Genomic DNA, 14,576 nt, shown 5'->3' on the forward strand with positions numbered 1-14,576 from the left:
GTGCCTGACCGCCCGAGAGTTGTGCCGGTCGCCGGTCGGCGAGATCTGTGGCGCCGACGGCCTCGAGCCAGTGTCGCGCGGTCGCGCGCGCGGCGGACCGTGAGCGGCCCCTGCAGCGTGGGGCGTAGCCCACGTTGGCTGCAACCGTCATGTGCGGAAACAGCATTGGCTGTTGCGTCAACATCGCCACACCGCGGGCGTGCGCAGGCACGAACGTGCCGGTGCTGGTGTCGGTGACGGCGGTGCCGCCGAGTTCGATCCGGCCGTGATCCGGCCGGAGCAGGCCGGCGATCATCAGCAGCAGCGTCGACTTGCCGACACCGTTGGGGCCCAGCACAGCGAGCACTTCGCCGTCGTCGAGGTCGAGTTCCAGATCGACTCCGCGCTGCTCCAGGCGGGCTCCGACCCGCACGGCACTCACAGCGGCCCCGTCAGCCGACGGCTGGCCGTGGCGATCACGATCACCGCGGCGACGACGATGAGCAGCAGCGACAACGCAACCGCGGCATCGGCATCGGTTTCGCGCTGCAGATAGATCTCCAGGGGCAGCGTCCTGGTCACCCCCTGCAGCGACCCGGCGAACGTCAGGGTCGCGCCGAACTCGCCGAGCGAGCGGGCGAATGCCAACACCGCACCCGATACCAGGCCCGGCAGCACCAACGGCAGGGTCACGGTCCGTAGCACCGTGGTGGGCCGCGCGCCGAGTGTTGCGGCGATGTGGTCATATCCGGATCCGGCTGAGCGCAAAGCGCCTTCGAGGCTGACGACCAGAAAGGGCAGCGACACAAACGACTGGGCGAGCACCACTGCGGTGGTCGAGAACGCGATCCGGATGCCGAGAACATCGAGGTGCTGGCCGAGCAGTCCCTGTCGACCGAACGTGTACAGCAGCGCGATCCCGCCGACCACCGGTGGCAGGACAAGTGGCAGCAGCACCAGCGCACGCAGCACCGGCAGGCCGCGAAAGCTGCCGCGTGCCAGTACAAGAGCCATCGGCACACCGAGAAGGATGCACACCGCGGTGCTGGCGCTCGCCGTCTTCACACTGAGAACCAATGCCGCAAGCGAGGATTCGGATGTGATCAAAGGAAAGAACCGCGGCCAGTCGATGTTGAGCAGAACCGCGACAAGCGGCACGATCACGAATGCGGCACCGAGCAGCGCCGGCAGGTAGATCCACGTCGGTAGTCCGACCTGGACCATGCCGGGGCGCCGGGCGCTGGTCATGGCGCAGCGAATCCCGCTGCTGCCAACACTTCCTGTCCCTGGGTTCCGGTCACCAGATCGACGAACATCTGCGCGGTGTCCGGACGGTCGGCTTCTTCGAGGACCGCGATCGGGTAGGTGTTCACCGCGGCGGACGACTCCGGGATGTCGACGATGGTCACCTGATCGCCGGCGGCGACCGCGTCGGTGACGTAGACCAGGCCGGCGTCGGCTTGGCCGGAGGTGATCTTGCCGAGCACGTCGGTGACGGCGGACTCCTCACTGACCGGCGACAGGCTCACCCCCGTCGATCTCTCGAGAGTCTCGGTGGCCGATCCACAAGGCACCTGCGGTGCGCAAACCACCACTTGGGTTCCCGGCGCAGCCAGATCGGCGAAAGACGCCACGCCGCGGGGATTTGCGGGAGGGGTGACGATGGTCAGCGTGTTGGTGGCGAAGTCGACCGGGTCACCGCTGACCAGTCCGGCGTCGACCGCCTTGGACATGTTGTTCGCATCGGCGGACGCGAAGACGTCGGCGGGTGCGCCCTGGGTGATTTGGGTGACGAGGTCGGAGGAACCAGCGAAGTTGAACGTCACCGTCGTTCCGGGGTGGTCCTTTTCGAATCGAGCGCCCAACTCGGTGAATGTCGATGTCAGTGACGCCGCGGCAAAAACCGTCACCTGGTCAGCGCTCTCGGTCTGCGGCGACGAACATCCGGTGAGAACCCACAGAGCGGCGGCGACACAGGCAACCGATCTCATGACGTCCCCTCAGGTGTTTCGACGATGACCGTGGTGGCCTTCACCACAGCCTCGGCGACCACCCCCGGTTCGAGGCCGAGATGGCGTGCCGACTCGGCGCTCATCAGCGAGACCACGGTGAACGGACCACACTGCATCTGCACCTCGGCCATCACTCGATCCGCGGTCACCTTGGTGACCAGGCCGACGAACCGGTTGCGCGCGGAACTCCCGACGCCGAGCAGATCGGGAGGTGGCGACGCGTGCTCACGTGCGAACTCGGCGAGCGCGTCGCCGGCGATCACCTTGCGCCCGGCGTCGTCCTTGTAGGACGCCAGGGTGCCGCCATCGATCCAACGGCGCACGGTGTCATCGCTGACCCCGAGCAGCGCAGCGGCATCCTTGATCCGAATTGCCGGCACCATGCAGTCCTCTTTTCCGCAAATGCAGAGTGATAGCCTCACTCTATCCGTGTTTGCGGATATACAAGTGTGCGGGTCAGTCGTCGTCGAGCACCGAGAACGGCTCGGTTGGCGTTTCGACCACCATCAGCTGTGCCGCCGACTCCGACGGAACGACTCGGCGGGCCAACGCCTGCAGCGCCCGCTCGGTGCCCACGTCACGGCCTGCCTGCTCGGAGAGCAGCCAGCGCACCTCGAGCAGGTCGCAGTACGCCTGGATCGGCGTTCCGGTACCCCCGAGCGCGGAATGCGCGCGGTGCATCATCGGGGTGGCGACCTCCATCAGCCACAGTTGCGCGGCGGTGCGCTCGTCGACGTCGTGTCCCGCCTCGCGGCAGAGTTGCCCCTGGTAGGCCTGGATATCGCCGAGCAGGATGCGGGCCTGGCCCTCGCCGACGTCCAGCCCAGTCAGCCGCTGCAGTTGGGTGGCGTGAAAACGGCGGTCACCGACCGCCACATGCAGACGAAGCTCGTCGGCGCCGGCGCTCACCGGCTGCAGCGACACCTCGTCGACGGCGAAGCCCAGCTCGTTGAGCCTGCGGATGGTCCCCTCCACCCGGTAGCGGTCGGCGAACCCGAAGGTCGGCTCGGAGTGCAGCAGATCCCACAGTCTCTCGTAGCGCCGTCGGATGCTGAGTGCTTCCTGGATGAAACCTGCTTCCAGTTCCGGCTTTTCGAGTTTGGCCGCCACATCCAGCAGTCCGGCCGCGACGTTCTCGACGGTGATGTCGATGTCGTGGGTGCGCTGTCCATCGGAGAGCCGCGGATGGACCTCGCTGGTCTCGGCGTCGACGAGGAACGCCTGCAAGACCTGGCCGTCGCGGGAGAACAGTGTGTTGGCCAGCGAGCAGTCACCCCAGAAGACCCCGTGCCGGTGCAGTTCGACCAGCAGGGTGGCCATCGCGTCGAACAGTCGGGCGCGGTGCTTGGGTGCATCGGCCGGCAGTCGCATGAACAGCCGTCGGTACTGCCACGAACCGACGAGGTATCGGGTCAGCAGGATCGCCGTGTCGAAGTCCGGTTGGAACACCAGTCCGGCCGGCCGAACCGCGTTGAGGCCCATCTCTTCCAACCGGCTCAGCACGTCGTATTCGCGGGCGGCGATCCGCGGCGGCAGTTCTTTGACGGCCCACAGTTCGCCGTCGGAGTCGACGAACTTCACGAGGTGCCGGCTGGGTCCGACCGCGATGTCGCGCAGCGGAACCTCGGGCACCATCCACTCGGCCAGCGGGCGGTCCCAGGGCAGCGCGAGCAATCCCGGGCACGGGGCCCGTAGCCGCAGCTCGGGAGCTGCCATCGAGGTGTCGGTTCCGCAGCTCAGCCGGTGGACGCTGCGTGCCGCCCGCGGGTCTCTGTGGAACGCGTGAGGTTGTCACCGGTCTGCGGATCGAACAGGTGCAGCCTCACGTCGTCGAGCCACAGGGTGGCCTTGTCGCCCGAACGCACTCGACTCAACGGATCCAACTCCACACAGATCTGCGTGCGCAACTGCTCACTGTCGAGCTCACTGGCCAGCTCGGCGAGCTGGCCGGAGATCTCCGCGGTGGCTTCGAAGGGCACAAACGCGTACTGCTCGTTGCCCAGCCACTCGGTCACATCGATGTCGACGTCGAAAGTGATTCCGCGGGATCCCTTCTCGCTGTCGACGAATTCGGCGTCCTCGAACGCCCCCGGCCGGATCCCGGCGATGTAGACCTTCCCGTCCTCGACGGTGTCGCGCCACTCGTCGCGCAGCGGGATCGTCGCGAAGGGCAGTTCGATCTCGTTGCCGGTCACCCGCGCGGGCACGAAGTTCATCGGCGGGGACCCGATGAAGCCTGCGACGAAGAGATTGACCGGCTGGTCGTAGAGTTCGCGCGGGCTGGCGACCTGTTGCATGATGCCCTTCTTCAGCACCGCGACGCGGTCGCCGAGGGTCATCGCCTCGGTCTGGTCGTGGGTGACGTACACCGTGGTGACCCCGAGGCGGCGTTGCAGCCGAAGGATCTCGGTGCGCATCTGGCCGCGCAGTTTGGCGTCGAGATTGCTCAACGGCTCGTCGAAGAGGAACGCGTCGGCCTGGCGGACGATCGCGCGGCCCATCGCCACCCGTTGGCGCTGGCCGCCGGACAGGTTGGCCGGTTTCCGGTCGAGATGCTCGCCGAGTTCGAGGGTGTCCGCAGCCTCGGTGACGAGCTTGCGGATCTCGTCGTCGGAGTGCTTGCCGGACAGCCGAAGTGGGAACGCGATGTTCTCGAAGACCGTCAGGTGCGGGTACAGCGCATAGTTCTGGAACACCATGGCCAGGTTGCGGTCGCGCGGGGCCTTGTCGTTGACGCGGGTGTCGCCGATCAGCATGTCGCCCGAGGTGATGTCCTCCAGGCCCACGATCATCCGCAGCAGCGTGGACTTCCCGCAGCCGGACGGTCCCACGAGGATGACGAACTCGCCATCGGCGATGTCGAGGCTGACGTCGTTGACGGCCGGGAAGCCGTCGTCGTACTTCTTGACGATGTTGCGCATCGTGATTGCTGCCATGGGTTATCCCTTCACTGCTCCGGAAGTCAGGCCGGCGACGATGCGCCGCTGGAAGATGAGGACCAAGATGACGACGGGGATCGTGACGATCACCGACGCGGCCATGATGTAGGGCACCGGCGACTCGAAGTACGAGGCGCCCTGGAAGAACGCCAACGCCGCCGGCACCGTGCGGGCGCTGTCGGTGGACGTCAGCGAGATGGCGAAGAGGAAGTCGTTCCAGCAGAAGAAGAACGTCAGGATCGCCGTGGTGAACACCCCCGGCGCCGCCAACGGGACGATCACCTTGCGGAAGGCCTGCCACGAAGTGGCGCCGTCCACCTGCGCGGCATGTTCCATCTCCCAGGGGATCTGGCGGAAGAACGCCGACATCGTCCAGATCGACAGCGGCAGCGCGAACGTCAGATACGGGATGATCAGACCCAGCCAGGTGTCATAGATGCCCAGTCCGCGCCACATGTCGAACAGCGGGCCCACCAGAGCTGCCTGCGGGAACATCGCGATGCCCAAGGCCAGCGACAGCAACACCTTCTTGCCGCGGAACTCCAGGCGCGCGATGGCATATGCCGCGAACATCGCGATGACGACCGAGATGCCCGTGGCGATGACCGCGATGCCGATCGAGTTGATCAGCGCCCTGGTGAACAGCGGGTTGCTGAAGATCTGGGCGAAGTTGTCGAGGGTGAATGTGCTTGGCAGGAAGGACGGATTGCCCGAGACGATGTCCGACGGTGGCTTGAAGGCCAGGCTGATCATCCACAGCATCGGCGCGAAGCTGTAGATGACGATGACGATGCCTGCGATCGTCCACCACTTGGTGTTCTTGGTCACTGGTCACCCCTGACTTGCGAGAGGTCGGTTTTGAAGACCTTGATGAAGATCCAGGCGATCATGACGACGGACAGGAACAACAGCACCGAGACCGCCGACCCCATACCGAGATTCACCAACGTGACGTTCTGCCGGTAGGCCAGGAACGAGATCGTCTCGGTGTCGTTCGCACCTGCGGTCATCACGTACGGATTGTCGAAGATGCGCCACGCGTCCAGCGTGCGGAACAGCAGCGCCACCATGATCGCGGCCTTCATGTTCGGCAGCGTGATCTTCCAGAGTCGCTGCCATGCGGTGGCGCCGTCGACCTTGGCGGCCTCCTGCATGTCTTCGGGGACCTGCACCAGACCGGCCAGCAGCAGCAGCGAGATGAACGGTGTGGTCTTCCAGATCTCCGAGAGACAGATGACGAAGATGGCGGACCACCGGTCGCCGAACCAGTCGAAACCCGACAGGTTCAGCCACTGGTTGACGAAGCCGGAATCGATGGCGAAGGCATAGCGCCAGATGAACGCCGACACCACGGTGACGATGCCGTACGGGATGAGGATCGCCGTGCGCAGCGGGCCGCGCCCCCGAACGATGCGCAGCATCACGAAGGCGAACCAGAACCCGAGCACGAGTTCCACCGCCACGGTGACCACCGTGATGGCCAGTGTGGTGACGAAGTCGTTCCACCACAGCGGGTCGGTGAGGATGACGAGGTAGTTGCTCAGTCCGACGAAGCTTCGGCCGCCGGGATCGGTGAGGCGGAAGTTGTACAGCGACAACACCAGTGCGTAGCCCAGCGGGTACGCGGTGACCAGCAGCATCACCACATACGACGGAAGCGTCAGGTAGAACCCGAGCCTGCGCTCGCCCTTGACCCGCTCACTGGCCGCGGGCCTGCTCGGGTCTTTCTGGATCGGGGCGTCCTGAACCGCGGTCACAGCAGCCGCCTCCCCGCCAGCACGTCGGCCATGAACTCGTCTGTCCTTTCCGGTGTCTCGGCCGTCACCGAGGCCGGCGGGTGCCACGTTTTCTGAATTGCGCCGGAGATGTCGGTGTAGAACGGCGTCTGGGGCCGGGGCCCACCTTCGGCGATGGACTCCCGGATCAGGTCGGCGTTGGCGTACTCGGCGCGGATGTCCGGGTTGTCATACGACGCGGCGTACGGCGAAGGCTCGCTCTCGTCGAGCATGTACTGGGTGGCCATGGGCTCGGCGTTGATGCATTCGACCAGGGCCAGCGCCAGATCCGGGTGCTCGGTGTACGCACCGATACCCAGGTTGGCGCCGCCCAGTGGCGGTGCGCTGGGACGGTCAGCGGAGACCCTCGGGTAACGGGCCCACCCGATGTCGTCGACCACCTCTTGTGGCAACGTGCCCTCCTCGGCCGCACTGCGGGCCGCGGCCAGGACGTAGGGCCAGTTGACCATGAACATGCCCTGCTCGGACTGGAAGTTGGCGCGCGCCTGCTCCTCCGACGCATTCGACAGGTCGGCAGGTGCCGCGGGAGACCGTCCCAGGTTGCCGACGATCTCGGCGGCTTTCTCTCCGGCCGGACTGGCCAGTGACGGCTTGGCGTTGCGGCCCGCCTCGACGTCCTCCAAAAGCGCACCGCCGCCGGAGAGCACCAGTGCGTTGATCAACACCGTGTATCCCTCGTAGCGCTGCGCCTGAACGGCGACCTTCTTCTGTTGGCCAACAGCGGCTTTGAGCATCTCGTCCCACGTGAAGGTCGGTGAGGCGGGATCGACGCCGGCGGCGGCCGCGGCCGACTTGCGATACCAGAGCAGTTGGGCGTTGGACTTGTAGGGCGCCCCGTAAAGCGTGTCCTTCCACATACCCGTCTCGATGGGGGCGGGCAGCATTCCCGTGGTGAGCCGACTGGTCTCCTCTGCGGTGTACGGGCGAAGGAAGCCGGCGTTGGCGAATTCGGCGGTGAACACCACGTCCATGCTCACCAGATCAATGGAGGAATCGCCGGCGGCGAGGCGGCGGACCATCTGCTCGCGCTGGGCCGTCGCGGTGCTGGGCAGCGACTCGATGCGCACCTGGTACGCCCCGTTGGACGCCTCCGCGCACTGCTCAGCGCGTGCCACGGAGCCACCGTTGTCGGGCAGGATGTACCACGTCAATGTCGGCGGGCCGCCCTGACTACCGCACCCGGACAACAGCGTTGCCGCGACCAGAGGCGCGCTGGCCAGCGCGATTGCGCGGCGGCGTCGCCCCCCGGCGAACTGAATTCGTTTCATCACGTCCTCATCCAAGAAAAGCCTGCAACGACGCCCGAGTCCGGATGAGGGCCACGGGCAGCACATTCGGTACGCGACGAGTGTGTCACAGTTCACAACGCTGATGGGACAGCGGTCTCAGCGCGGCGGGGCGGTGGATCCGCGGACGACCAACCGGGTAGGCAGCGTCGTCACCTCCTCGGGTGCCTCCATCGCGCCAGGATCGAGTTGAGCGAGCACCTGACGCGCCGCGATCAGGCCCTGCTCGCGCACCGGCTGCGCGACCGTCGTCAGGTCACTCAGGTCGGCGGACGGGTGGTCGTCGACACCGATGATCGAGATTTGATGCGGGACAGAGATTCCAGACTTGTTGAGGGTGCGCAGCGCGCCGAGTGCCATCTCATCGGAATGGCAGAACACCGCGGTGGGCAACTGCGGCATGCTCAGTAGCATCTCCATGCCCCGCGCGCCGCCGTCGATGCCCCATTCGGCGGTGACCACGATCTCGTCGGCCAGGCCGGCCTCGTCGACCTGCCGGTGGAACCCCCGGATGCGTCCCTCGTTGGTCGCCCACGGTGTGCCTTCTTCGTCTCGGGCCTGGATCATCGCGATGTCGCTGTGGCCGATGCGTACCAGGTGCCCGACGGCCTGTCGGGCGGCCAACTCTTCGTTGACGCCCACCCAGGGGTGACTGTCGCCGGGGTGATGTCCGCCGACGAACACGGTGGGCACCCCGAGTTGGTCCAGGCGAGTGCGCTCACGGGCGGTCAGCGGCACCGAGGCAACGATCACCGCGTCCACCTTGCGCCGCAACGGAAGCGCCTCGAAGAACCGGTAGCGGGAAGCGGCGTCCGGCAGCGCGTAGAGCACCAGATCCATGCCGACAGCGTCGAATTGGCCGGCGATCCCGGCGAGCACCGTCGAGTAGAACCACGCGTCTACGCGTGGCACCACGACGCCGACTCGGCCGGTGGCCCCACCCGACAGGCGCGAAGCCTCGGGGGACACCACGTATGCCAGCTCGCGCGCCGCGGACAGAATGCGTTCCCGGGTGGCGGGGGAGACCCCGGACTCGCCACGGAGCGCACGTGACACCGAGGCGATCGACACACCCGAACGCCGTGCCACATCGGTCATGTTGACCGTCTGCTTGGGGATCATCAAAACCCCACCGTAATAGAACGTAACTATTTGCGCTGGCGCTTCTCTGATTGACATGACCAAAAGACATGGTGATTCTGGTGACGAAAACGTTTGCGCAGATTCCTCGAGGAGTGCCGTGGTTCCCGTCGTTCCGTCCTGGTGGCAGACCGCCGTCGTCTACCAGGTCTACATCCGCAGCTTCGCCGACGGTAACGGTGACGGCATCGGTGACATCCACGGCCTGCGAATGCGGCTGCCCTATGTGGCGCAACTCGGTGTGGATGCCATCTGGATCAACCCGTGGTATCCCTCGCCGATGGCCGACGCGGGCTACGACGTCGCCGACTACCGCGACATCGAACCCGCCTACGGCACCCTCGATGAGGCGCAGGCACTGATCTCCGAAGCACACGCGCTCGGGATCCGGGTGCTGCTCGACATCGTGCCCAATCACACCTCCGATGAGCACAAATGGTTCGGCGCGGCGCTTCGTGACGAGCCGGGGGCGCGGCAGCGCTACCACTTCCGTCCGGGGACCGGCGACGACGGTGCGCTCCCGCCCAACAACTGGCAGAGCGTGTTCGGCGGCCCCGCATGGACACAAGTCGCCGATGGTGATTGGTACCTACACCTCTTCGCTCCCGGTCAGCCCGACCTCAACTGGGAACACGAAGAGGTGCGCCGCGAGTTCGAGGACATCCTGGCGTTCTGGTTCGACCGCGGCGTCGACGGCTTCCGCATCGATGTGGCACACGGTCTGGTCAAAGAGGCGGATCTGCCGGACGCGGTCGATACGGCCGATGTCGCGCAGACCCTCGTCCAGCCCAACGAAGGGCACCCGGCCTGGGACCAGGACGGGGTGCACGAGGTCTATCGCGGGTGGCGTTCGGTGGCCGACCGGTATTCACCCGAGCGGATCTTCATCGCCGAGGCGTGGGTACCGAGCAATGAACGGCTCGCGCGATACCTCCGGCCTGACGAGCTGCACACCGCATTCCAGTTCGACTTCCTGCGGACTCCCTGGCGCGCTGAGCTCCTCCGCTCCGTGGTGGACGACGCGATCGGCGCGGCGGCGACAGTGGGTGCGCCGCCGACCTGGGTGCTGTCCAACCACGACGTGCCCCGCACAGTGACGCGGTTCTCCCGATCCCAGCCGATGCACCTGATCGAAACCGACTGGGAGCGAGCACGCTGGGCCGGCGAGGAACCCGACCACGAGCTCGGCCGCCGCCGCGCCCGCGCCGCCGCTCTGGTGCAGTTGGCGCTGCCGGGAACGGCTTATGTCTATCAGGGTGAGGAACTGGCTCTCGAAGAGATCGAGAACCTCCCCGACGACGCGCGCCAGGACCCAGCATGGGTGCAGTCCGGGTTCACCGATGTCGGCCGGGACGGATGCCGTATTCCGTTGCCTTGGAGCGACACATCCGCGCCTTATGGATTTGCACCCGATGACGGCGCCGCCACGTGGCTCCCTCAACCTGGGCACTGGGCGGAGCACAGTGTCGAGGCTCAGGATCGTGACCCGAATTCGACCCTGAACCTGTATCGGGACGCGTTGCGGCTGCGGCCGGAACTGTGGCGCGACACCGGCGACGTGACGTGGCTGGAGGTAGCGGCCGACGTCGCTGCATTCGAGCGCGGCGGCGCACAGTGCTGGGTGAACACCGGCGAATCCGGAGTGCTGCTGCCGAGGGAGCTTTCGGTGGTGCTGTCGTCGGCCCCGGGTGTCGACGGGACGCTGCCCCCGGACACGGCCGTGTGGCTCGCCTCCGGGCAGTCGCCGAAGTAGTGACCCAGGAGGGGTCTTTGTGCCCTCTTCAGTCGGCGGCTTCCCGGAGCACCCTGGAAGGCAACGAAGACTTCTGAAGGGGGTGGCGGGGTGAACGCGGACTTTCCGGATTCCGAGACGATCGGTGCCGCGCTGTCGCTGGCCGTCCGTGCGCCGTCGGTGCACAACTCTCAACCCTGGCAGTGGCGGCTGGGTGATCGCAGCGTGCACCTCTACGCCAACCCGGAACTGCTTCTGCCGCACACTGATCCCGACGGCCGTGACTTGATGCTGAGCTGTGGAGCGACACTCAATCACTGTGTGGTGGCGCTGGCGGCGTTGGGGTGGCAGTCCAAAGTTCACCGCTTCCCGAACCCGGCCGCGCCGAATCACCTCGCCGTGCTCGAACTGCACCGCTATCCCGCGGCCGATGTCGACGTGGCGCTGGCCGCGGCGATTCCCCGCCGCCGCACCGACCGGCGGCACTACAGCTCGTGGCCGGTGCCGCGCGGCGATATTGCGCTGATGGGTGCGCGGGCGGCCAGAGGGGGCGTCACCCTTCGCCGGGTCGACGACCTTGCGGGTTTGCAGCGAGTTGTCACCGAAGCAGCGCGGCGGCACGCCGCCGACAAGCAATATCTGAGTGAACTGGCCACGTGGAGCGGGCGGTACGCATCGACCGCCGGGGTGCCCGCACGAAGTGTCCCCGGCGTTGACGGCTCCGGGCCGATTCCCGTGCGGGCGTTCGCGGGTGGAGTGCTGTTGCAGCCACCCAACACGGAGCCGGCCGATGACCACGCGGTTGTCCTCGCGCTTGGAACGGTGGGTGACGACCCGATGTCGCGGTTGCGTGCGGGTGAAGTGACCAGCACCGTGCTCCTGACGGCTACGGCTCTGGGGTTGGCGAGTTGCCCGATCACCGAGCCGCTCGAGATCGCGGACACCCGCGAGGCGGTGCGCCGCGAGGTCTTCGGCGCAGACGGCTATCCGCAGATGCTGCTGCGGATCGGGTGGGCGCCGATCAACGCCGATCCGCTGCCGTCGACGCCGCGCCGCGATCTATCGGAAGTGGTTGCACGGCTCGATGATTGGTCGCCGACGTGATGGAAGTCCTTATCCGGAGGACTCAGCCGGTCACTCGGCACCGGGTTGGCGCGGTCGCTGGAGTTTGGACACGAATACCGCAGCCTGGGTGCGACGCTCCATTCCCAGCTTGGCCAGCAGTCGTGACACATAGTTCTTGACGGTCTTCTCGGCGAGGAACATTCGCGCAGCGATCTGTTTGTTGGTCAGTCCCTCACCGAGCAGGTCGAGAAGCACCCGCTCCTGATCGGTCAGATCCGACAGGGGATCGGAGCGTTCCCCTTCGCCACGAAGTTTGGCCATCAGGGCCGCAGCCGCCCGGTTGTCGAGCAACGATCGGCCGGCGCCGACCTCTTTGATCGCGTTCGCCAATTCCATGCCTTTGATGTCCTTCACGACGTAGCCGCTGGCACCGGCGAGGATCGCGTCGAGCATCGCTTCATCGGAGGTGAAGGAGGTGAGCATGAGGCACCGAAGGTCCGGGAGCAGGGAGAGTAGGTCTCGGCACAGTTCGATCCCATTACCGTCGGGCAACCGAACGTCGAGAACGGCCACGTCCGGTTGCATCGCCGGGATCCGGGCCAGCGCCTCTGCGACCGAACCGGCTTCGCCCACGACGTCGAGCTCGGGATCGCTGCCGAGCAGGTCGATCAGGCCGCGCCGGACGACTTCGTGGTCGTCGACCAGGAAAACCCTCACCTTGAGTGCGACGTCATTCTCCTCTGGATCGGCGCCGATCACAGCGCGTGGTTCGGTTCGCAGACCATTATCGAACAATCGGTGTCGCGCAGGGCGACATTGCCGGGTGCCCCCACAAACGCCCCGACTCCACCGCGACGTCGACGGCCGATGACAACCAGCTGAATCGAGTCGGCATGCGCGGTGAGGTAATCCAATGCGCCCCCCTGGGTGCTCACTGAGGCGATGTCGAGATCGGGATAACGGCGCTGCCACTCGGCCAGCCGGCGCTGCCACTGTGCGTGAGCATCGGAATGCATCCGCCCGGTCGTGAGAATGCGCACCGGAGCTCCCCGGCGTCGCGCTGCCTCCAGGCCGCGATGCAGCACCGAATCGATTTCCGAAGGTTCGTCGACCTCGATCACCACTGCCCGGCTCCGGCCACTATGGGGGCGATGTGTCCGCACGATCGCCACCGGGCACCTCGCCGCGGCCGACAATGCCGCAGCAGTCGAACCGATCCGGCCCTGGGTCGCGTGTTTGAGCCCCCGTGCACCCACGCACAGCACGACTGCGGAGCGGGCGGCTTCCAGCAGCGCCTGGACCGGACGTCCCTGCAGGATCTCGAGCTCGATGGCGACGGGCCGTTCGGTCGACTCCACCGCGGTCAGCGCGTAGCGCACCGCCACCTCAGCGGTGGCCATCCGGCGCGCCTGGTCGCGGGGATCGATCTCCGACTCACCCGTCGGCTCGATCACGGAAACCAGACGCAGCGGAGCGTCTGCCTCGACGGCCTCGTCGACCGCCCACAACGCTGCGTCGACAGCTGACTGTGAGCCGTCGATTCCCACTACGACGCACGGTCTGGCGTTGCTACCCAACACGTTGTGCCACTGGTGAATTGAGACGTTTGCCGGTCGCTCGGGCGGTCTGGCCGCAGGGGCGTGAAGTTCGAATCGGGCGACAGCCGTGTCTGGCCGAGCGTCGGGCGTCAAGCTGGGTCGCGGGCATCGTGATCTCCGTTCGGTGCACCACCCACAGTGCTCGTCTGCGGCGCTCACGTACAGGGCCATTGGTCCCTGCCGCGGAACATCACGGCGTCGACGGTGGCGTGTTTCGTCAGGTGGTCAGCAACTCCGTTTGCCACGCGATTGCGCCCCTCCGACCCTCGTCGTCAGCAGCGGCGACCACACCCGACCAGAGGTCGTCGGCCGGGAACGGAGGGTGGCCGCCGAGATTGCTGCAGTCCGCCGCGCCCGCGGTGCCAACGTGGTGGCGGCCGCGATTGGAAGGGGATCGGATTTCGACTGCAGCAGATCAGGGAACGTACTTGCCCGGCGCGGTGCGAGGCGGCGAGGCCCCTCGGAGACCTCTTCGCTTGCCGTTCGAAACAGGACCATTCCCCGATGGCGACCGAATATTTATATGCCCAGGTCAGCGGGTTTTGTTGATGACGGGATCGCTTCTCATTCGCAACAGTTGCATAACGCCAGAATTGTCGCGGAGGCAAATGCGGAAATTGTCGGTTCAGTAAGCACCGTAACTACACGCATGTAATTCGTTCGGCCGGATGTAGAGAGACTGGGAGCACATGTCACGCACCAAGAAGGGCATGGTCGTCGTCATGCTGGGCAGCGCAGGGATTTTTCTGAGCGCCCCGATGTTCAGCCCGTTGGCTGACGCTGACCCTGTCCGTGGCGGGGTGCCGTGTGTGGGGATCCTTCAGCAAATCGTGTCCAATCCGGCCGACATCCCGCAGTCGCTGCAGCGGGCCGCAACCTCGTTCACCGCCGGTCCGGGACAGCCGACACCTCCGGTGGTCGTGCCTCCCGCCAGCTCCTCCTCGGCAGGCGCGCCTCCGGTGCCGCCACGCCCGCCGGCGTCGGTGTCCACATCGTCCTCGGGTGCGACGCCAGCCAGCCCGCCCACTC

Annotated in this window: 14 protein-coding genes and 1 pseudogene; 3 read left to right on the plus strand and 12 right to left on the minus strand. The window is 66.3% G+C overall.

What is annotated here, in order from left to right; genetic code table 11:
• From WA965_RS25520 to WA965_RS25565, 10 genes are all read right to left on the minus strand, one after another.
• Positions 1-421: ATP-binding cassette domain-containing protein (locus tag WA965_RS25520; protein ID WP_526448193.1), on the minus strand; the 421-nt coding region annotated here is incomplete at its 3' end.
• Positions 418-1,227 (minus strand): ABC transporter permease, encoded by an 810-nt coding sequence (locus WA965_RS25525; RefSeq protein ID WP_526300966.1) that lies wholly within the window; start codon positions 1,225-1,227, stop codon positions 418-420. The genes WA965_RS25520 and WA965_RS25525, both read right to left, overlap by 4 nt.
• Positions 1,224-1,970, minus strand: a complete 747-nt coding sequence (gene modA, locus WA965_RS25530; protein ID WP_526300964.1) for a molybdate ABC transporter substrate-binding protein — start codon at positions 1,968-1,970, stop codon at positions 1,224-1,226. Before modA ends, WA965_RS25525 begins: the two co-directional genes overlap by 4 nt.
• Positions 1,967-2,371, minus strand: a complete 405-nt coding sequence (locus tag WA965_RS25535; RefSeq protein WP_526300962.1) for a TOBE domain-containing protein — start codon at positions 2,369-2,371, stop codon at positions 1,967-1,969. The genes modA and WA965_RS25535 overlap by 4 nt, the downstream gene beginning before the upstream one ends.
• A 76-nt stretch (positions 2,372-2,447) precedes the next feature.
• Positions 2,448-3,707 (minus strand): DUF4032 domain-containing protein, encoded by a 1,260-nt coding sequence (locus WA965_RS25540; protein WP_526300960.1) that lies wholly within the window; start codon positions 3,705-3,707, stop codon positions 2,448-2,450.
• A gap of 20 nt (positions 3,708-3,727) precedes the next feature.
• Positions 3,728-4,927, minus strand: a complete 1,200-nt coding sequence (locus tag WA965_RS25545) for an ABC transporter ATP-binding protein (protein ID WP_526300958.1) — start codon at positions 4,925-4,927, stop codon at positions 3,728-3,730.
• Positions 4,928-4,930: 3 nt separating this feature from the next.
• Entirely contained in the window at positions 4,931-5,758 is an 828-nt protein-coding gene (locus WA965_RS25550) for a carbohydrate ABC transporter permease (protein WP_526300956.1), read from the minus strand.
• Positions 5,755-6,687, minus strand: a complete 933-nt coding sequence (locus WA965_RS25555; RefSeq protein ID WP_526300954.1) for a carbohydrate ABC transporter permease — start codon at positions 6,685-6,687, stop codon at positions 5,755-5,757. Before WA965_RS25555 ends, WA965_RS25550 begins: the two co-directional genes overlap by 4 nt.
• Complete coding sequence (locus tag WA965_RS25560; RefSeq protein WP_526300952.1) at positions 6,684-7,994, minus strand: extracellular solute-binding protein; 1,311 nt, start codon at positions 7,992-7,994, stop codon at positions 6,684-6,686. Before WA965_RS25560 ends, WA965_RS25555 begins: the two co-directional genes overlap by 4 nt.
• A gap of 117 nt (positions 7,995-8,111) precedes the next feature.
• Positions 8,112-9,134: a LacI family DNA-binding transcriptional regulator gene (locus tag WA965_RS25565; RefSeq protein WP_526300950.1), complete on the minus strand. Its 1,023-nt coding sequence runs from the start codon at positions 9,132-9,134 to the stop codon at positions 8,112-8,114.
• Positions 9,135-9,252: 118 nt separating this feature from the next.
• Here WA965_RS25565 and WA965_RS25570 point away from each other — a divergent pair, with 118 nt between their 5' ends.
• Positions 9,253-10,905 (plus strand): glycoside hydrolase family 13 protein, encoded by a 1,653-nt coding sequence (locus WA965_RS25570; protein ID WP_526448194.1) that lies wholly within the window; start codon positions 9,253-9,255, stop codon positions 10,903-10,905.
• A 90-nt stretch (positions 10,906-10,995) separates the two neighbouring features.
• A complete protein-coding gene (locus WA965_RS25575; RefSeq protein ID WP_526300948.1) occupies positions 10,996-11,988 on the plus strand; it encodes a nitroreductase family protein in 993 nt (330 codons plus the stop codon).
• A 30-nt stretch (positions 11,989-12,018) separates the two neighbouring features.
• Here the strand turns inward: WA965_RS25575 and dosR are convergent, their stop codons facing one another.
• Positions 12,019-12,666, minus strand: a complete 648-nt coding sequence (gene dosR / locus WA965_RS25580) for a hypoxia response regulator transcription factor DosR/DevR (RefSeq protein ID WP_526300988.1) — start codon at positions 12,664-12,666, stop codon at positions 12,019-12,021.
• Between the two features lie 38 nt (positions 12,667-12,704).
• Entirely contained in the window at positions 12,705-13,496 is a 792-nt protein-coding gene (locus tag WA965_RS25585) for a universal stress protein (RefSeq protein ID WP_526300946.1), read from the minus strand.
• Between the two features lie 740 nt (positions 13,497-14,236).
• Here WA965_RS25585 and WA965_RS25590 point away from each other — a divergent pair.
• A pseudogene (locus WA965_RS25590) lies at positions 14,237-14,576 on the plus strand (hypothetical protein); the annotation flags it as partial.

Origin of the sequence: Mycobacterium sp. (assembly GCF_049683935.1) — a bacterium.
GTDB lineage: Bacteria > Actinomycetota > Actinomycetes > Mycobacteriales > Mycobacteriaceae > Mycobacterium.

Coding starts and splice junctions, on each gene's coding strand:
- WA965_RS25525 (WP_526300966.1), bottom strand. CDS start 1,227: ATGACCAGCGCCCGGCGCCCCGGCATGGTCCAGGTCGGACTACCGACG.
- modA (WP_526300964.1), bottom strand. CDS start 1,970: ATGAGATCGGTTGCCTGTGTCGCCGCCGCTCTGTGGGTTCTCACCGGA.
- WA965_RS25540 (WP_526300960.1), bottom strand. CDS start 3,707: ATGGCAGCTCCCGAGCTGCGGCTACGGGCCCCGTGCCCGGGATTGCTC.
- WA965_RS25545 (WP_526300958.1), bottom strand. CDS start 4,927: ATGGCAGCAATCACGATGCGCAACATCGTCAAGAAGTACGACGACGGC.
- WA965_RS25560 (WP_526300952.1), bottom strand. CDS start 7,994: ATGAAACGAATTCAGTTCGCCGGGGGGCGACGCCGCCGCGCAATCGCG.
- WA965_RS25565 (WP_526300950.1), bottom strand. CDS start 9,134: ATGATCCCCAAGCAGACGGTCAACATGACCGATGTGGCACGGCGTTCG.